General features: G+C 61.0%; 16 protein-coding genes. 15 read left to right on the top strand and 1 reads right to left on the bottom strand.

Going from position 1 to position 19,147, the window contains the following annotated elements:
• Positions 1–12 precede the first annotated feature (12 nt).
• Positions 13–918 carry a YncE family protein gene (locus ACIOYV_RS01000; RefSeq protein ID WP_401320050.1) on the top strand — a complete coding sequence of 302 codons (906 nt, stop codon included), beginning with the start codon at positions 13–15 and terminating at the stop codon, positions 916–918.
• Positions 919–1,037: 119 nt separating this feature from the next.
• Here ACIOYV_RS01000 and ACIOYV_RS00995 read toward each other — a convergent pair whose 3' ends face one another.
• The gene (locus ACIOYV_RS00995) at positions 1,038–2,735 is read right to left on the bottom strand and encodes a sulfatase-like hydrolase/transferase (protein WP_401320043.1); all 1,698 of its coding nucleotides are present in this window, start codon (positions 2,733–2,735) and stop codon (positions 1,038–1,040) included.
• 389 nt (positions 2,736–3,124) lie between these two features.
• Between ACIOYV_RS00995 and ACIOYV_RS00990 the strand changes: the two genes are divergently transcribed.
• The 14 genes from ACIOYV_RS00990 (at position 3,125) to ACIOYV_RS00925 (ending at position 19,146) form a co-directional block, all read left to right on the top strand.
• Positions 3,125–4,477 carry a UDP-glucose dehydrogenase family protein gene (locus ACIOYV_RS00990; protein ID WP_401320041.1) on the top strand — a complete coding sequence of 451 codons (1,353 nt, stop codon included), beginning with the start codon at positions 3,125–3,127 and terminating at the stop codon, positions 4,475–4,477.
• The gene (locus ACIOYV_RS00985) at positions 4,474–5,520 is read left to right on the top strand and encodes an NAD-dependent epimerase (protein WP_401320039.1); all 1,047 of its coding nucleotides are present in this window, start codon (positions 4,474–4,476) and stop codon (positions 5,518–5,520) included. The genes ACIOYV_RS00990 and ACIOYV_RS00985 overlap by 4 nt, the downstream gene beginning before the upstream one ends.
• 20 nt (positions 5,521–5,540) lie before the next feature.
• Positions 5,541–6,287: a sugar transferase gene (locus ACIOYV_RS00980; protein ID WP_054051004.1), complete on the top strand. Its 747-nt coding sequence runs from the start codon at positions 5,541–5,543 to the stop codon at positions 6,285–6,287.
• Positions 6,288–6,935 (top strand): CpsD/CapB family tyrosine-protein kinase, encoded by a 648-nt coding sequence (locus tag ACIOYV_RS00975; protein WP_054614238.1) that lies wholly within the window; start codon positions 6,288–6,290, stop codon positions 6,933–6,935.
• 22 nt (positions 6,936–6,957) lie between these two features.
• Entirely contained in the window at positions 6,958–7,980 is a 1,023-nt protein-coding gene (locus ACIOYV_RS00970; protein ID WP_163914049.1) for a polysaccharide biosynthesis/export family protein, read from the top strand.
• A gap of 17 nt (positions 7,981–7,997) precedes the next feature.
• The gene (locus ACIOYV_RS00965) at positions 7,998–9,590 is read left to right on the top strand and encodes a Wzz/FepE/Etk N-terminal domain-containing protein (RefSeq protein ID WP_163914047.1); all 1,593 of its coding nucleotides are present in this window, start codon (positions 7,998–8,000) and stop codon (positions 9,588–9,590) included.
• A complete protein-coding gene (locus tag ACIOYV_RS00960) occupies positions 9,587–10,681 on the top strand; it encodes a glycosyltransferase family 4 protein (RefSeq protein WP_401320034.1) in 1,095 nt (364 codons plus the stop codon). The genes ACIOYV_RS00965 and ACIOYV_RS00960 overlap by 4 nt, the downstream gene beginning before the upstream one ends.
• Positions 10,678–12,045, top strand: coding sequence for an O-antigen ligase family protein (locus tag ACIOYV_RS00955; RefSeq protein ID WP_401320032.1), 1,368 nt, complete (start codon positions 10,678–10,680; stop codon positions 12,043–12,045). Before ACIOYV_RS00960 ends, ACIOYV_RS00955 begins: the two co-directional genes overlap by 4 nt.
• Positions 12,042–13,010 (top strand): glycosyltransferase family 2 protein, encoded by a 969-nt coding sequence (locus ACIOYV_RS00950; protein WP_401320030.1) that lies wholly within the window; start codon positions 12,042–12,044, stop codon positions 13,008–13,010. Before ACIOYV_RS00955 ends, ACIOYV_RS00950 begins: the two co-directional genes overlap by 4 nt.
• Positions 13,003–14,139 carry a glycosyltransferase gene (locus tag ACIOYV_RS00945; protein WP_401320029.1) on the top strand — a complete coding sequence of 379 codons (1,137 nt, stop codon included), beginning with the start codon at positions 13,003–13,005 and terminating at the stop codon, positions 14,137–14,139. The genes ACIOYV_RS00950 and ACIOYV_RS00945 overlap by 8 nt, the downstream gene beginning before the upstream one ends.
• 12 nt (positions 14,140–14,151) lie before the next feature.
• Positions 14,152–15,153, top strand: a complete 1,002-nt coding sequence (locus ACIOYV_RS00940) for a polysaccharide deacetylase family protein (RefSeq protein WP_401320027.1) — start codon at positions 14,152–14,154, stop codon at positions 15,151–15,153.
• Positions 15,150–16,454: a lipopolysaccharide biosynthesis protein gene (locus ACIOYV_RS00935; protein ID WP_401320025.1), complete on the top strand. Its 1,305-nt coding sequence runs from the start codon at positions 15,150–15,152 to the stop codon at positions 16,452–16,454. Before ACIOYV_RS00940 ends, ACIOYV_RS00935 begins: the two co-directional genes overlap by 4 nt.
• The gene (locus ACIOYV_RS00930; RefSeq protein WP_401320022.1) at positions 16,451–18,370 is read left to right on the top strand and encodes a hypothetical protein; all 1,920 of its coding nucleotides are present in this window, start codon (positions 16,451–16,453) and stop codon (positions 18,368–18,370) included. Before ACIOYV_RS00935 ends, ACIOYV_RS00930 begins: the two co-directional genes overlap by 4 nt.
• Positions 18,371–18,456: 86 nt before the next feature.
• On the top strand, positions 18,457–19,146 hold the full coding sequence (locus ACIOYV_RS00925; RefSeq protein WP_401320019.1) for an N-acetyltransferase: 690 nt from the start codon (positions 18,457–18,459) through the stop codon (positions 19,144–19,146).
• Position 19,147: the final 1 nt, after the last annotated feature.

The following is a 19,147-nucleotide window of genomic DNA, read 5'->3' as shown; positions in this document are numbered from 1 at the left end:
GGTGCCAGGGCCATGAATACCTCTGTTGATAGATACCTGCGCAAGCCGATAGTCATCGGGAATATCGAAGTCGGTCGTGAGCCGAACTGCCTGGCACTGGCCGTCCAGAGTTCAGTGGCCTACGTGTGCAACACCGAAGACAGCACGCTGTCGCTGATCGACACGATTGCCCTGCGCGTGAGCGCCGTCATCCGGTTGCCCATCCAACCGCTGGCCGTTGTCATTGATCCCTCGGGCACCCGGGCCTATGTGAGCGGAATGGGCAAACCGCTGGTCGTGGTCGTGGATATTGCGACGCACAACATCATTGGCGAAATTGCCGCCAGCGAGGGTTATGCGCTTGCGCTCAATGCCGAAGGTGACCGGGTTTATATCAACACCAATCGGCAGGTATGCGTCGTCGACCCACTGGCCGGAAAACAGCTTGGGTGCTTCGACACCGGTTCATTGACCAGTGCTGCCGTCCTCGGTCGAGACGGTCGCCTGTTTTTCTGTGACTACCTGCACCATGAACTGAAAGTCATGGATACGGCGAGCGGCGAGATCACCACGGTTCTGTCGCTGCCCGAGCCCTTTGAAGAACTCGCCCTCGACCCCGCGGGGGATTTTGGCTATGTGCCCTATCGCACGCCCGCAGGTGTCGTCGCGAAGATCGACCTGTCGAGCTATGACGTGGTGGACCTGTTGCCCGTTCCGGCGCTGCCCCACGGTTTCATCCTCAGCCCGGACGGCCGCCTGGCGTGTTGTTGCAGTGCGGCTGAACGAAGTGTCTCGTTTATCGACACCGGGACGTGGCAGGTCGTCAGCCGGTTCAAGGCGGGGCAGTATTTGCAGAGTCCGGTGTTCAGCGCTGATGGGAGGCGTGTGTATTTGTGTGATTCAGCCGGAAATGCGGTTTGGGTGATTGCGTTGGGTTGAATGGATGGTCATGTCACCGCGTTATCGTTCTTCGCGAGCAAGCCCGCTCCCACAGGGAAATGCATTTCAACTGTGGGAGCGGGCTTGCTCGCGAAGAGGCCCTCAAGCCAATAAAAACCTCACTGCCCCGCCGCCACACTCGTCGCCGCCTGCCCCGGCGTAACGATGTTCTTCAGATCAATATGCTTCCACTCCGGCTTGGCCCCCAGCCGCGCATTGAAGCGGTAGTTGAAAGTGAATTCATCTGCCGTCGCCACGTTCAACGGTTTGCCATACACCGCCTCAACCCCCGCCAGGTCATAGCCCATCAACTGCAGCAACGTCGGGAAGATGTTGTAGTGACTGGAGCGATCCTTGTTAGCGGCCAACTGAGCCGACCAGTCCAGGGTCTTCAAGGCACTGCCCTGAATCACCACCAACGGCACCAAACCTTCCTCCTCCACCGGATCGCCGCCGCAGTGGGTATTCAGTCCGGGGTTGCCGCGTTCATGCAGATCCTGCCCGTGATCCGAGGTGTAGATCAGCAGCGCATTGCTCAGGTCAGCCTGGGCGAACACCCGGGCGAAAAACTCCCCGACATTCCACAGCAGCGTGTTCTTGTAGGCGTTGCGGTACAGCACCCAATCGTCCGGCTGGCCATTGAAGCCGTCACGCTTGCCGGTGTCGGCCACTTCGACAAACTGCCCGCGTGGCAACGTTGGGCGGTAGGCCATGAAGGCGTCCGGGTATTTGTCATGCACCGGAAAATGCGCGCCCACTTTGTTGATCACCACCAGTTCCGGTTTGCCGTCATTCAGCAGTTCGATCAACTTGGTCGCCGCCGCCATGTCACGGTCGCGCACGCTGGTCTGGTCGAACTGCACAAACTCGTCGATGTCCTTTTTCTCGGTATCGGTCATCAGGTTCTGCAGGTTGCCGCCGGTGCGCTGGGCGTCGATGTAGACGGTGCGCAGCCCGGCCTGTTTCGCGTACTGCCAGATCGACGGCAGCGTGGTGTTGATGCGCATGTAGTCGGCGCGGGTGCCGCCGTAGCGCAGGGTAATGTTGGTGTCGGCGCTGCAATTGGCGATGGATGCCGCGTAGCCATAGTTGAAGATATCCACGCCGGGGCGCGCTTCCTTGAGGTTGCTGTGCACACCGAACGGCGCATTGATGTCCAGGTAATTGCCGGAAATGCTCTCGTCGATGATCAGCACGATGTCATGGCCGACCGGCTGATCATTGCGCGCCAGTTTCACCGGCTCCCGAGGGCCGACGGTGTTGTGCAGCGCTTCATAGGTAAACAGGTTCAGGTAGGCCAGCGGCGTGTACATGATCGGCAAACCCCGGGCGCCCTCACCGGCCCGCACGAACAGCACCGCACTGAGCAGCAACACCCCGAGCACCGGCGCCGATACCAGCAATGCGCCTGGCAACGGCATCCGCCGACGGGGTTTGAGCCCGATGCCGAACAGCAGCAACAAGCCGCTGAGCACACCACTGATCAGCGGGTCACGGTACTGGTACGCCGCTTCCTGGATGAAACCGCCGGAATACACCAACGACACGAAGCTGCTGTAAGTCAGGTAATCGGCGGTCACTTTCGTATAAACGTCAAAGAACACGGCCGACACAAACAGCGTTATAGCGAATAGATGTCTAATCAGCGTCTGGCGGATGTACGCGCTCATGAACAGTGCCACCGTCAGCACCACAAACATCCCGCCAAATAACAACAACGGAATACCGATACCCATCGCATTCAGGCGTTCAAGGTAATAGTCATAACTCTTGAACAAATAGAGAACTAACAGCAGTTCTTTTAAGTATCGAATCATAGTATTTACGCTGCTCGTGGTAGGCATCTGGCCAATAGATTGTCGGCCATTTTTTGACACTAGCACCGGGCCATCAAATCGCAAGAAATGCCCGACTTTTCCGAAAAGCGTCAAAAAAACGTTGACTCAAATCTGACACACTCAAGGCGCTACAGCCCTTGTAATACAGGCCTCTCGACCGTTTATCGCTTTCTTCGAAATGTGAAAAACCCGTCAAAACCGCGGCGAAACCAGCAGCAGCAAGCCTTTGATGGCCATTAGCCCCCAAAAACGGGGGTGTTCTAGCATTGCAACATGTCATTTTGCTGACACGGTTTGCCACGGCTGGGCTATACCCCTTTTGACAGTCTAATTCCTGATCTTTCCACCGTCTTACGAGGCACGCCAATATGGACGTGAGCGTATTTGGTACGGGCTACGTTGGCCTGATACAAGCAGCCGCACTGGCCGATGTCGGACATCGCGTGCTGTGTGTTGATATCGATCCGAACAAGATCAAGCAGTTGCAACAAGCAGTTCCACCAATTAGTGAACCGGGACTTTCCGGAACGCTGGAAGAGAACATCAAGGCCGGCCGTTTGTTATTCACGACCCAGGCCAGTGATGCGGTGGAACATGCCGAATTGATCTTCATTGCGGTCGGTACGCCAGCCGATGAAGACGGTTCCGCCGACCTCAGCCACGTGCTGAACGTGGCCCGGCAGATCGCCAGATTCATGGAAGCGGATCGCACCCTGATCATCAAGTCCACCGTGCCGGTCGGCACCGCGGACAAGGTCGCCGAAGCCGCCAGCGAAGAACTGCACCGCCGGGGCAAAGACGCGTTGGCCGTGCGGGTGGTGTCCAACCCCGAATTTCTCAAGGAAGGCAGCGCCCTCGCCGACTGCATGCGCCCGGACCGGATCATCGTCGGCACCAACGACGAAACCGCGCGCAACCAGTTGAGCGAACTCTACGCGCCCTTCTGCCGCAACCATGAAAAGCTCATGTTCATGGACAACCGCAGCGCCGAGCTGACCAAGTACGCGGCCAACGCGATGCTCGCCACCCGCATCAGCTTCATGAACGAACTGGCGAACCTCACCGAACTGCTGGGCGCCGACATCGAAGCGGTGCGCAAAGGCATCGGCTCGGACCCGCGCATCGGTTATCACTTTATCTACCCCGGTTGCGGCTTCGGCGGTTCGTGCTTCCCCAAGGACCTGCGCGCCCTGCTGCACACCGCCGAACACAACGGCATGCCATTGCGTCTGCTGCGCAGCGTGACTGACGTCAACGACACGCAGCGGCACATCCTGTTCAGCAAACTCAAAGCCCAGTTCCCTCAAGGCCTGGCCGGCAAGTCCATCGCGGTCTGGGGCCTGGCCTTCAAGCCCAACACCGATGACATGCGCGAAGCGCCGAGCCGTTACCTGATGGATGCGCTGTGGGCCGAAGGCGCGAGTGTGCAGGCTTATGACCCGGAAGCCATGTCCGAATGCCGGCGCATCTACGGCTACCGCAATGACCTGCACCTGTGCGCCACCCGCGACGACACCCTGGAAGATGCGGATGCGCTGGTGATCTGCACCGAGTGGAAGAATTTCCGGGTGGTGGATTTCGATCTGCTGGCGAGCAAATTGCGCTCCAAAGTGATCATCGACGGACGCAACCTCTACAACCCGGAACAGGTTGCCGCCGCCGGTTTGCATTACAGCGGCATCGGCCTTCGGCACATCGTTCCGGAGGTACTGCGCCCATGAAGATTCTGGTGACGGGAGCGGCGGGATTCATTGGTGCCCATTGTGTGTTGCGGCTGCTGCGCGACGGGCATCGGGTCTGCGGGCTGGATAACTTCAACGACTACTACGACCCGCAACTCAAGCACGATCGAGTGCGCTGGGTGCAGGATCAGGTCGGCAGTTTCCCGCTCGCCAAAATCGACCTGGCCGACGCCCCGGCCATCGAAGCCTTGTTTGCCCGTGAGCAACCGGACGCGGTGATTCACCTCGCCGCCCAGGCCGGAGTGCGTTATTCGCTGGATAACCCGAAGGCGTATCTGGACAGCAACCTCAGCGGCTTCCTGAACATTCTCGAAGGCTGCCGCCACCATCCGGTCAAGCACCTGATCTACGCCTCGTCCAGTTCGGTGTATGGCGCCAACCAGCACACGCCCTACTCGACCCACGATGGCGTCAATCACCCGCTGTCGTTGTACGCGGCCACCAAGAAAGCCAATGAGCTGATGGCCCACAGCTACAGCCACCTGTTCGGCATTCCCAGCACCGGGCTGCGCTTCTTCACGGTCTACGGGCCTTGGGGCCGGCCGGACATGTCGCCGATCCGGTTCGCCCAGGCGATTGTCGAGGGCAGCCCGTTGAAGTTGTTCAACTACGGCCAGCACCAGCGCGACTTCACCTACATCGACGACATCGTTGAAAGCATCGCCCGCCTGGTTGATCGGCCACCGGTCACCACGCCGGAATGGGACCGCGAACATCCGGACGCCGCCAGCAGCATGGCGCCGTGGCGGATCTACAACATCGGTGGCGAGCACCCGGTGGAACTCAAGGATTACCTGGCCCTGATGGAAAAACACCTGGGCCGCAAAGCCAATGTTGAGCTGCTTCCCCTGCAACCGGGCGATGTGCTCAACACCTGCGCCGATGTCCACGAACTGGAACGTGACACCGGTTTCCACCCGCGCATCGAGCTCGACGAGGGCCTTCGCCGCTTCGTCGCCTGGTTCCGCGATTACTACCCATTGCACGCCCACGCGCCGCTTGCGGCTGAGCTACAGGGCTGAGAGCTACAGCGGAGGAGTCTATGACTGGACATGAAAAAGGTGTGCCACTCCAGAATATGCGTCGTGACAAACGCCTGGACCCCGAGCACCGAATGCGCCTGGACACCGCGATCCACATGCAGGGTCGCGGCTGGATTACCGGTCGCGATGGTGGTCGGCCCTGGACGTTGTCGCGCACCAATCGGGTGGTGGCGTGCTTCGGAGCCCTGGTCATCCTGGTGCTGATTTCGCCGCTGTTGCTGGGCGTGGCCCTGGCGATCAAATTCAGCAGCCCGGGCCCGGTCATGTTCGTGCAAAAACGCACCGGTTATCGCGGTCGCTCGTTCGGCATGTACAAGTTCCGCACCATGGTGGCCAACGCCGAGGAGCTCAAGGAGTCCTTGCGCCACCTCAACAAGCACGGTGCCGACGCGATCGATTTCAAGATCGACAAAGACCCGCGCATCACCCGCATCGGTGGGTTCCTGCGGCGCAGCAGCCTCGACGAGCTGCCCAACCTGATCAACGTATTTACCGGCGACATGCGCCTGGTCGGCCCTCGGCCCACCTCGTTCAACGCCTACCGCTACAAGGATAACCACCTTGCACGCCTGAGCATCTACCCCGGCATGACTGGCCTGTGGCAGATCTCCGGACGCAGCAATATTGACTTCGACCAGCGCGTTGAGTTGGACCTCAGCTATATCGCCGAGCAGAGCCTTTTGCTTGATCTGAAGATCTTGTTGAAAACCCCCTTCAAAGTATTCAGCGGCCACGGAGCGAGTTAAATGGACGGTTCAACCAATAAAGCCCTAAGCATCGCCAACCCGAGCGAGTCCAACCTGACTTCGACCGTGCTCGATCAAGATCTGCGGATCCTATTCCTGACCGCCGCCAACCCCGGCGCAGGCACCACCACCAGTGCCCTGGCGATGGCCAGCCAACTGGCGCAGATGAGCAGCGGCCAAGTGCTGCTGGTCGACGCCAGCCAGTCGGCGACCAACCTCACGGCCCAGCTCAACTTGCAAAAAGAGCGCGGCTTTCGCGATCTGCTGTTCAGCACCGGCACCCCGCCGCTGCTGCAGGATTGCGTGGTGCAGGTCTCCAGCCTGCCGTTCGATGTGCTGCCCAACGGCCGGCACATCCGTGGCAACGAGCACCTGACCGCCGAACGCCTGAGCCCGCTACTCGATCAGTTGGGCAGCCGCTACCGCTTTGTGGTGATCGACGGCGACGCGGTGTATTCCGCCGCCGACACCCTGGTCATCAGCACCCAGGTGGACGGCGTGATCATGGTCGTGCGCGCCGAGGACACCCGTTGGGAAGTGGCCCAGGCCGCCGTCCAGCGCCTGACCCAGGCCGGCGCGAAACTGGTCGGCAGCGTGTTCAACCGACGCAAGTACTACATGCCGAAATGGCTCTACAAAAACCTGTAAGCAATCAGAAAAGGATGACGCCATGAACGCCAAAATGCTTCTCCTGCTGTTGCTGCCGCTTGCGGGTTGCTCCAGCACTGCCGAAACCAACATACCGGTGCAGATCCTCACGGCCTCACCGGCCAACGCCCAGGCCACCGACATGCCCAAGGTCGAACAGACCTTGCGGCCGCAGGATGTGCTGGACGTGATCTTCCACATCAGCACCAGCGGTTCGAGTGCCTACCGCGTGCAGTCCGGTGACACCATCGGCCTGAACTTCACGGCGGCCAGCCAGCTCAACGGCAATCAACTGGTGCTGCCTGACGGCACCATCGAACTGCCGGGCGCGAATCAGTCGGTGAGAATCGAAGGGCTGACCGCCGAGGAAGCGAAGACCGAAATCCAGCGTGCCTACCAGCGCAAACAACTGTTCCAGCCCAACCGCAATCAGTTGACGGTGCAAATCATCAGCCCGCTGAGCAACGAGTCCAACCTCAAGAGCTCGCTGAACCACCCTGGCACCGGCATGAGCCGGGAGATCACCGTGGGCACCGACGGCTATGCGAGTTTCCCGGAAATCGGTTCGGTGCCGCTGCAAGGCATGACCGTCAACCAACTGGAAACCTTCCTCAACAAACGTTATGCGGACTTGCCGGGGCGGATGACTGTCGACGTGTTGCTGAAGTCCACGGCGGGCAACGAGATCTACGTGCTGGGTGAAGTCGGTCAACCGGGTTCCTACCCGATTCGCCGGCCGGTCTCGGTGCTGGAAGCGTTGACCCTCGCCCGGGGCGCCAACATCAAGGCACGGCTCGATTCGGTGGTGATCATGCGGCGCAACGGCAACCAGGTTAAGGCCGTGCGGTATGACGTCGAAAAAGCCTTGTCCGGGGATGCCAGCCAGATTGCCTACCTGCAACCGGACGACATGCTCTACGTGCCCAAGACCAAACTGGCCAGCGCCGGTGAGCTCGCACGGCAATTGGCGGACGTGGTGTTGTTCCAGGGTGTGGGCCTGAGTTTCGGCTACCGCCTCGACAACAAAGACGACAACAGCAACTAACTCTCAGGTGATCTGACATGAATCCGAAGGAAAACTACCTGCACGAGTTCTTCAGGATCTTCTTCGCCAACAAGCAGTTGGTGAAACGAGTCTTCCTGGTCTTTGCAGTGATCGCCCTGCTCTTGCCGCTGGTGCTCAAACAGAGCTTCGACATCACCGCGCAAGTCATCGTCCAATCGAAAAAACTCTCCCAGGGCGACGCCACCACGTCGCTGAATCAGGAGAATGCCAGTTTCATTCCGCCGTCACTGGCGGACATGGAAACCGAGAGCAATATCCTGCGTTCGCCGGCGCTGATTCGTCAGACCATCAGCGAGTTGCGGGATAAAGGCGAGTACACGCCCAGCCCCGGCATGTTGAGCAAACTGGTGGCTGATCCGCTTAAACGCTTTGTCACCACGCCGCTGCGCGAGTACGTGATCAACCCGGCGAAAGCCGCGCTGGGAATGGAAACCGATCCGGTGCGCGACACGGTGCTGGATGGGTTGACCCAGGAAGCCATAGACAAACTCAAGATCGAAACCCTGCCGGGCTCGAACGTGATCTCGATTGTCTACAGCTTTGGCGATCCGGCGCAGGGCACCAAATTCGTCGCGGCACTGCTGCAAAACTATTTGGTCAGCCGTCAGGAACTGCAGTCCATCGACCTGCCGCAAAGCTTCTACGAAACCAAGAAACAACAATACGAGGTGCGTCTCGATGGCCTGGAAGGCAATCGGCTGGCGTTGCTGGAGGCCATCGGCTCGTCCGATCCCAAGGAGGAAATCACCTTCCGCCTGAACGCCATCAACACCGAGGAGCAAGCGCTCAACCTGTATCAGGATCGCCTGCTGCAAAGCCAACGCTGGCTCGAATACCTGAAGTCCAGCCTGGCCGCTGCCAATAACTCCAAACTCAACGACTACACCTTCCCCTACACCTTCACCACCACCGTGGACAACGTCGCCTTTGAAGATCGCGAGATCAAACAAATGGGCGAAGCACTGACCACCCAGGTCAGCCGCTACATGAACGACCTGGCGGTGTTCCAGCCAAGCAGTGAACCGATGCTGCTGACCCGCGAGCAAATTTCTCGCACCCGTCAGCAGTTCTTGAAAGTGGTGAGCAACCGGATTCAGGAACGTACCAGCGACCTGGCGATTATCGGCTCGGTGATCGCCCAGAAGACTGCGCGTATCGCTGACTTCAAGAACCGTATTCACCAGTTGCAGGAAACCCAGAGCAAGCTGCGGCAGATGGACACCGAGATCAACGCCTTGCACGCAGCGTTCGGCACTTACGCTCAACGTTTCGCCGAAAGCAGCTCGGCTCGTACGCTGGACAACGACCTGTCGAACGCCCGGGTGCTCAGCCCGCCGTTTGAACCGACCGCCCCAGCGTTTCCAAAGCCGTTCCTGATCATTCCGTTCGGTTTGTTCACCGGTCTGTTGCTGGCGATTGCCCTGGTCTATGTGCGTGAGTTCTTCGATCACCGCTTCAAACATCCTGCGCAAATCACCCATGAACTGGACCTGCCGGTGCTGTTGGTGATCAACGAGCAGAACATGTTGCCGAGCAATCCGCACCGCAACTGGACCGTGCCGAGCTTCGTGCATTGGGTGCGCAATTGAACGCGCCGCTCAACCCTTCCAGCGCCCTGCCGATCATTCATTTGCTCAGCAGCGGCGGCTTCTATGGGGCTGAGCGGATGCTGTTGGACCATTGCCTGGCGACGCCGGGGCAGCACCAGGTGCTGTTTCTCGATGCGCCGCCAGCCCTGATCGAACGGTTCCGCGAGGCCGGGGTGGATTGCCAGGGTTGCGCGGGGCTGGGGGCGTTGCTGGGGCATCTGCGTCAGCGGCGGTCGGAACAGCCGCTGATCAATACGCACAACTTCAAAGGCCTGTTGTTTGGCTGGGTCGGCGCGACGCTGTTGCGCTTGCCGCTGGTGATTACCCAGCACGGTTTCACGCCGCGCAGCCGCAAGCAAAAGTTCTACACCTGGCTGAGTTTGCAACTGTGCCGTACCGCCTCGGTGAATCGCGTGGTCTGCGTTGCCGAAAGTATCGCCACGTTGTGCCGCAAGGCCAGCGTGCGGGCGGAGAAGCTGCAGGTGATCCCCAATGGATTGCCAGCGGCCAAGGGCCTGCTGCCGCACAACGTCAAACGCCAGCGTTGGCTGGCCGGTTACGTCGGGCGGCTGAGCAGTGAAAAAGGTCCGGACCTGTTTCTCGATGCGCTGATTCCTTTGTGTCGGCAGTACCCGCAACTGGACGCCGTGATGCTCGGCGACGGCCCGGAACGCGACAGCCTGTTGGCACGAATCAACGACGCGGGTTTGCAGAAACGCATCACCCTGCCCGGCTACCAGACCGCCATGGGGCCGTGGTGGCGCCGACTCGATGCGCTGGTGATCAGCTCGCGCACCGAAGGCACACCGATGATTTTGCTTGAAGCCATGCAGGCCGGCGTGCCGGTGGTGGCGTTCGGTGTCGGCGGGATTCCCGATGTGCTGGAAGAACGGCACAACGGTTTGCTTGCCGAACCGACCGACAGCGCTGCCCTCGCGCAGCAGATCGGCACCTTGCTCAGCGAACCGGCCCTGGCCCGCGAACTGAGCGACAACGCAAGACGTACGCAACTGGATCGCTACGACCTCAAGGCCTTGGCCGAACGCTGGTCGCAGCTTTATATCCGTACTGCACGGGAGGCACGCGCGTGATCTTTCCGCTCTCGATCATCAGTCTGCTCGGCCTGGTCTGCCTCGGTTTGCTGGCCAGCCCTTATCCGTTTCTGGCACCGGGCGCGGTCATCGGCCTGGTGGGTGTCGCGGTGCTCTATCGCAAGCCCGGTTGGGGCTTGCTGGGGATCGCCGCCCTGGTGCCGTTCGAGGGCTTCTTCAAGGACAGTGCGCTGTCGGGGACCAAATTCCTCGGTGCCTCGCTGGCGCTGATCCTGATGCTGCAACTGGCCATCCACCAGATTCCGTCCGAACGCCTGCGCAGCAACATCTGGCGCTACCTGATCTGGTTCATGGTGTTGTACCTGCTGAGCACGCTCAATACCGATGACATGGGCATCTCGATGGGGCACCTGCGGGAGCTGAGTGTCGGCCTGATCCTGTTTGTCATCACGCTGCTGGTCGGTCGCGAGTTGAACCTGGACCTGTTCGCCAAACTGGTCACCCTCAGCGTGGCGACCACCTGCGCCATGACGATGCTTTCCGTCAAGTATCAGGACCAGGGGCGCGCTTCCGGCCTGCTGGAAGATGCCAACGCCTTTGCCATGCTGATCGCCTTCGCCGTGCCCATGGGCCTGCTGCTGGTGATTCGCAGCCCGAACCTGTTGCACCGGCTGTTCTGGGGTGTCTGCTGCCTGGTGCTGCTGGGCGGCATGACCAAGACCGAATCGCGTTCCGGGCTGGTGGTGCTGTTCCTCAGCCTGATGATCGGTGTCTGGCACTATCGCGTAGAGTTGACGCGCATTCGGCCACGCCACCTGGGGTTCGCCATGCTCGGCCTGGTGATCGCGATTCCGCTGGCGATCTATGCGATGCCGGCCGGGTATATCGCGCGCATTCAGTCCTTGAGCATCTTGAGCGCCGGCGCCAAGAGCCAGGACGAATCCCTCGGCCGTCGCGCCTCGTACATCGTGGTCGGCAGCCAGATGATCCGCGAGAACCCGTTGCTCGGCTCCGGCCCCGGGACCTTCCCGCTGCACTACGCCACCACCGGTTATGCCAAGGCGTTTTCGGCCAATCGCAAAGTCGGCGACCTGTATCGCCGCGCCCACAACACCTACCTGGAAATCTTCAGCGAACTGGGGGTTCCCGCCGGCCTGTTGTTCGTCGGCATGCTCGGCCTCGGCCTGTACAACCTGATTCGTGCACGCCGCGCCTGTCTGCAGCGACGTGATTGGCAACAGGCCGACCTGATGACCCACCTGGGCATGAGTTTCCTGTCGCTGACGCTGTTTTTGATGTTCCTCAGTGCGCCCAACCAAAAGTACGTGTGGATCATGCTCGCCCTGACCAGCGTGCTGCGCCTCAAAGCTGAAGAAGCCCCAGTGCAGGAGGCCAAGGCATGAGCCGAGTCAGCATAGTGATCCCGATGTTCAACGAAGCCAGGCACATCGGCCGCACCTTGCTCGCCGCGCAAAAGGCTGCCGATGCGGCGGGCGTGGAGTGCGAACTGATTGTGGTCGACAACGGTTCCGACGATCACGGCCCGCAGATTGCCCGGCAGTTCGGCGCGCAAGTGCTGGTGCTTCCCGGTTTGCTGATCGGTGCCTTGCGCAATCGCGGGGCGGCAGTGGCCACCGGGGAATGGCTGGCCTTTATTGATGCCGACATCGAGATGCCCGAAAACTGGCTGAGCCTGTTGTTCGAACTCGACGCCGGCGCCCAGGCCGATGTGTTCGGCCTGGACCTGCACACCCCGGCCGAAGCGCCGTGGTATGCCGATGCCTGGCAACGCCGCACCCTGCGCCCTCCGACCCAAACCCTGCACGCGGTGCAGTGGCTGCCCACCGCTAATTTGCTGATGCGCCACACCTGGTTCGACCAGGTCGGCGGCTTTGACGAAACCCTGCGCACCGGCGAAGACAAAGACTTCACCATGCGCGTGAACCAGGCCGGCGCGCGCTTGCTCGCGGTCAATCAAAGCGTCGCCCTGCATTGGGGTTACGAGAGCAGTTGGCGCGAATGGATGGGCAAGGAAATGTGGCGCCAGGGCAGTCATCTGCAACTGCTGCGCACCCATGGATTCAGCCTGCGTCTGCTGCGATTTCCGTTGCTGTCGCTGGTGGTGTGGCTGCTGGACTTCATGGCGATCTCGGCCCTGTTCAATGGCTTCCCGCACCATGCGGCAATCATGGTGATGATTACTTCGTTACCGGCGCTGATCCTGAGCCTGCGCCAAAGCCTGAAACACCGCGATATCCGTTTGACCCTGCAACTCTGGGGCCTGCACTGGGTGCGCCTGCACCTGGCCGGCGCCGCGTTCATCCTCAGTCTGTGTCATTGGAATGCCAGGAGGCCCGCCCGTGGCTGAATTCATTTTCTGGATGTGCCTGTTATTGCCGGTCTATGCCTACCTCGGCTATCCGCTGTTGCTGACGCTGCTGGCGCCCTTGTTTCCGGCGCGCCAGCACGGGCTGGCGGCGCCGCTGAACGTGAGCATCGTGATCGCTGCACACAACGAAGCGCGGCACATCGAACACAAGTTGCGCACCCTGCTCGCCCAGGATTACCAGCCTGCGAAGATGGAAATCATTCTGGTCAGCGACGGTTCGACCGATGACACGGTGGCCTGCGCGCACAAGGTCATCGACCCGCGCATCAGCGTGCTCGACCTGCCCCGTCAGGGCAAGGCCGCGACCCTGAATGCCGGCGTGGCGCTGAGCACCGGCGATATTCTGGTGTTCACCGACGCCGACAACCAATGGTCCCGTGACACCCTCGGCCACTTGCTCGCGCCGCTGGCCGATCCGAAAGTCGGGGCCTGCGCCGGGCACATGGTGATCCCGGTCACCGGCGGTGGCCTGAGCATCGGCGACAGCCTGTATCGGCATTACGAAGGCTGGTTGCGCCGGGTGGAAAATCGCACCGGTTGCATGGTCTCCGCCGACGGCGCGCTGCTCGCTTTGCGCCGCGAGCTGTTCCAGAACGTGCCGGCGGAGGTCAACGACGATTTCTTTATCAGCACCTGCGCGCCGGTGGCGTTCAAACGCATCGTCTATGTGCCCGAGGCCCAGGTGATCGACCACGGCGTCGATGAAGCCGACAAGCAATTCCGTCGCCGCCAGCGCGTCACCGTTGGTGGCCTGCAAAGCCTGGCCCAGCGCAGCGAGCTGCTCAATCCGCTGAAGCATGGTCTGTATTCGATTGCGCTGATCAGCCACAAGCTGATCCGGCGTCTGGCGCCAATCCTGTTGCTGCCGTTGCTGCTGAGCAACTTCTGGCTGTGGAACGAGCACGGTTTCTATCAATTGTTTCTGGTGGCGCAACTGCTCGGTTACGCGGTGGCCATTGCCGGTCTGCTGGATGTGCAACACCGTTTGCCCAAACCCTTTCGCCTCGCCGCGTTCCTCCTGGTGACCCTTGCCGGGATGAGTATTGGTCTGTGGCAGTTCCTGCGTGGCCAGCGTTACAGCCAGTGGAACCCCGAGCAAAATCGATGAGAGGCGCGTGCCATGGCGATCAAACAATTATTAAAACGCACCAGTGGCTGGCTCTACCTCAACTCCCCGGTGGGGCGCAATCAGCTGCACGGCGCCGGGGTGATTCTGATGTTGCACCGGGTGCTGGCCAACGACCGCGCCGCCGACCTGCCCCATCGCAATGAACTGTGCGTCGGGCCCAAGGCTTTCGAGCACTTGCTGGTCTGGCTAAAAAAGCACTTCGACTGCGTGCCGTTGATGGACATCCTGCACCCCGGCACCCAGCGCTCGGAACGGCCGAAAGTCACCCTGACGTTCGATGACGGCTGGCGCGACAACGCGGTAAATGCCTTCCCGTTACTCAAGCAATATCAGGTGCCGGCGAGCATTTTTCTCTCCACCGATTTCATTGGCAGCCGCCAGCGTTTCTGGTGGGAAAGTATCGGCGAAACCCTCTGGTGCAGCCATGGCGAAAAACCCCGGATGCACCTGATCGAATGCCTGCAACAGGTCGGTCGCCCATTGCCGGTGCTGATGGATGACCTGGACGTGCAGCGCCGCAGCCTGACCTTGCTGCACTTTCTGCAAAGCCTGAAAACCCTGGCACCGGACGACTTGAGCCGCTTGACTGATGAATGCCCTGAAGAGTCGCAGCCCCAGGCCCTCGACTGGCAGCAAGTGCGCGCGCTGGAAGCCGGCGGGCTGGTGCGCTTCGGCCCCCACGGCGCCAGTCACGCGATCCTCACCGGCCTCGATGATCAACGCTTGCAAGAAGAACTGAGCCGCAGCCGCGATGCGCTGTTGAACGGTTGCAACCGGCCGCTGCCAGTCTACTGCTACCCCAACGGCGACCACGATGCGCGAGTTCGGCAACAAGTTGCCGCGCATGATTTTCCGTTCGCCCTGGGCACCGGCACCGGCATTTATCGCGGCGCTGGCGAACCATTGGCCTTGCCACGCTTCGGCGTCAGCCAACGCACCGCGCGTAATCCGGAATTGCTGTCCTGGCGCATCTACCGCGGGGCACGCCCATGAGCCGCAGCCATTACCTCAAGCACCTGGCCCTGAGCATGGGCACCAAACTGGCGATGATCGGCCTGCGGTTGCTGCGCAACGTGTTGCTCGCGCGGATTCTCGGGCCAAGCGAGCGCGGCTTATTTGCACTGCTCAGCACCCTGCCCGACTTGATCAGCGCCGCCACCAGCGGTGGCTTGAATTCGGCGGTGGGTTATCAGGCCGCCAAGCAACGGCCGATGGGTTTGTTGCTGAGTCAGGTGCTGGTGTTCGGCTGTTTTCTGGCGCTGCTGCTGACCTTGCTGGTGGTGGCGTTGACCCGGGAATTCGGCAGCCAACTCGACATCACCACGCAGCTGGGTCTGCTGGCCTGGCTGTTGCTGCTGGCGGTGCCGCTGACGGTGTTGAAAAGTGGTTTGCTGACCTTGCACAACGCGTCGGGTGGCGTGGTCGCGTTCAATGCCTTGCGCCTGATCGAATCCCTGACGCCGCTGCTGTTGTTCCTCGCCCTGTTCTGGATGTGGAAAACCGCCGCCCTCGAAGCCGCGCTGATCAGTTGGCTGGCAGGCATCAGCCTGGTGGTGCTGGCCGGTTGGGTCTGGCTCAAGCGCAATCAACCGCTGACCCTGCAATGGGACCGCGCCAGCCAAAATGAACTGCTGCGCTACAGCGCTCGCAGCCATCCTGATTTGTTGTTCCAGCAAGTGATCCTGCGTTCCGATTACTTGTTTATCGGCGCCCTGCTCGGCAGCACCGCGCTTGGTCATTACGCGATGGCCAGCGCCGCCGCCGAGTTGCTGCTGATCGTCCCGGAAGCGGTGACCACCCCGCTGATGAAACGCCTGTTGCAACAGGAAGAAGGCATCGACAAAGTCACGCCGCTGGCCCTGCGCCTGACCGCCACGGTGATGCTCGGCGCGTGCCTGACCATGGCGGTGATCGGCGAATGGCTGATCGTCACGCTGTTCGGTGCCGCGTATCAACCGGCGTATCCGGCCTTGCTCGCACTGCTGCCGGGGCTGTTCGGCCTGTGTTACGCGAGCATCCTGCGCCTGGACCTGCTGGGCAAGAATCGCCCCGGCACGATCTCGCTGATGATGGGCGTGAGCGCCCTGCTCAATCTGGCGCTGAATGTGCTGCTGATCCCGACTTACGGCATCGTCGGCGCCGCCGCCGCGTCGTCCATTGCCTACCTCGCAGTGACCATCGCGCTGCTGGTGTTGTATTGCCGGTTGAGTGGCGTGCCGGTCTGGCAAACCCTGATCATCCTGCCCAGCGACGTCGCGCCGATGCTGCTGATGCTGCAGAGGAAGTCGGCATGAAACGCCTGGCGCTGCTGTTGGGATTGGGCCTGGTGCTCGATGCTCAGGCGGCGTCGATGCGTTGGGCCGACATTCGCGACGGCAGCCTGTACCTGCAAACGGATCGTCCCGACACCGTGACCGTGCGCTGGACCCCGGCGTGGCAGGCGGATGCCAATGAAGAACAGATCTATCTGGTGGACGGCCAAGGCAAACTGTCGGGCGAACGCCTGATTGCCGCCAGTGAAACCCGGGGCACCCAGAGCTGGCCATTGGCGCCGGGCGCCGCCAGTTATCGACTGGAGATTCCGGGCTACAGCTTCCGCCGCTACAAGATCGAACACGACGAACGCACCGTGGCACTGTTCTCCCCGGCCAAGGTGCATTTCAGTGCCGAAACCCGTGACGACGACGAACTGTTTTTCAAGGTGGCAGCGGGCGAACACGCGGTGCTGGCCGGCAAGTTCCAGGGCGGCGTCAGTGCGCTGCAAGCCACACGGGTGGGCGACAACCAACAACGGGTATTGGCCCTCAAACCCTATCGCGCCTATTGGCAATTCGATCAAGTCGCACTGCCGGTCAGCGACCGCGAACAAGTCTGGCGCCTGCGCCTGAACGGCAGCGGCAAAGCGGCATTCTGGCTCGACGGCACCGCCAACCTGTTCGCGCAGACGCCGCAGCAACTCAAACCGCTACGTGAAGACGATGGCCAGACGCGCCTGACGCTGCACAAAGAAGTGCTCGGCCCGACCCCGAACCTGGGCATCGCCCTGCCTTATGTGCTGCCGCCGCCGTCGAGTTTTGCGGTGCTCGATGCGCTCAAGCCGCAGGCGGCCAGTTACTACAGTTTCGTCGACATCCTGGCGAAAAAGCCGCACTACGAAGACGCGTTCCGTCAGCTGTATCAGGACCGTTTCGGCATCACCCAGGACATCACCTTGCTGGCCGGCAGCCAACGTCAGGCCGATCTGCGCGCCGACACCACGAGCAATGGCGGCCTCGACGCCTGGCTCGCCAGCACCCGCGCCCTTGGCGGCAAAGGCACGCACTACATCGGGTTCGCCGACGAGCCGAACCTCAACTACCCCGATTACGCCAATTACCAAAGCATCTTCAACAGCATGGCCCGGCAAGTTCGCAGCAATCCGGACAACGCCAAGGCCGGTATCCGCATCGCCATGCCCGCCAGTTCACGACTGGTCAACGGCCCCTTCGCCGACAACGCGGCGGACAAGCGCGGCATCGATTGGGCACGGCGTCTGCTGGCCGAATCCGGCGATCAGATCGATGCACTGGCGTGGCACGAATGGATGATTCGCGACCTGCTGGCGACTCGGGTCTACCGCGACAGCGTGCGGCGCGCCGCCGACCTTGTCGGGCTGGACGCTCAGGGTCGGCCGCGTAAAGCGCTGCTGCTCGACCAGACCAACATGTCCAGCGGTTCGAGCCTGAGCCCTTACGACCAGGAAACCCATTTCGCCTCGCTGTGGTGGGCCTCGGTGGTGATCAACTCGTCCCAGGACGGTTTGCTGGAAATGCTCAACTGGTTCCAGGCCAACGATGAACCGAACTACCCCAAGGGCATGTTCAAGGTCCTGGATGACGAACATTTCGAGTTGAAGCCGGTGGGCCTGGCCCAGCAGTTCATTCAGCAGCATTGGCTGCACGATGTGATGCGCCTGGAGAACGACGCCTTCGAAGTCGACGTGCTGGCCATGGCCACCGACGCGCAACGCAGCCTGTTGGGGGTCAACAAAGGCACGCGCTTGCAACGTGTCGACCTGGCCGGGGCGACCTGCCCGATGGTCAAAGGCTCCTTGCGCTACTTCGGCGCCGACAACCGCAGCCGTGACGCGCCGTTCCACTGCAAGGACGGTCGCGTCAGCTTCGATTTGCCAGGGGAAACCCTGTTCGCCCTGAGCTGGATCGCCTCATGACCGCCATCGAATATGTTAGTCGCGCAGGCATGTTGCCGCGCGTTGCACCACTCCCACCACGGCCGATCCCGTCAGGAGTACATAACATGAGTATTCTGAAAAAACTCAGCGATCACATTAAACAAAAAGGCCTGCGCGCCACGCTCCAGAAGATCTGGAAGCACTACGTGTTTTCCCATCAGGAATTGATCTGGATGGAGCGCGACCTGGTCACCCCGATCCCACCGCACAAGCTGCGGCCCTACAAGCCGCTGCGCCTGGAAACCATCACTGCGCAGAACGCCGTGGCCTTTGGCAAACACTTCGGTGATCGCATTGGCACCATGGCCGAACTGGCGAACGAAGGGCATACCGGGCACATGTACCTGAATGAAGACGGCGATGCCGTGGCCTTTATTTGGGGCAGCAAAGGCAATTACCACGACCGGCACTATTACGGCTGCTGGTTCCCGGTCAAACCGGGCGAGTTCTTCGAATTCGGCGGTGAGCAGATACGCGCCTACTGGGGCACCACGCTCTCGGTGGATTTCCAGCTGAACCTGTGGAAAGCCATGGCCGATCAGGGCTGCAACAAAGTGGTGGATGTCTGTGAGTTCCACAACATTCCAGCGCTCAAGTTGCACATTCGCATGGGCTACAAGGAGCAAGGACGGATCATGAACGTCTACGAGCTGTTTGGCCGCTGGCGCTTCTACCGTGAAACCCGCTACAGCGGATCGCGTCTGGATGCCTTGCGCAAACCGGCACCCTCCGCTGTTGCAGCAGAGGCGACCTGAC

This window comes from Pseudomonas sp. NPDC087342 (assembly GCF_044744265.1).
GTDB lineage: Bacteria > Pseudomonadota > Gammaproteobacteria > Pseudomonadales > Pseudomonadaceae > Aquipseudomonas > Aquipseudomonas nunensis.
This window is presented reverse-complemented; position numbering and strand designations above follow the sequence as displayed.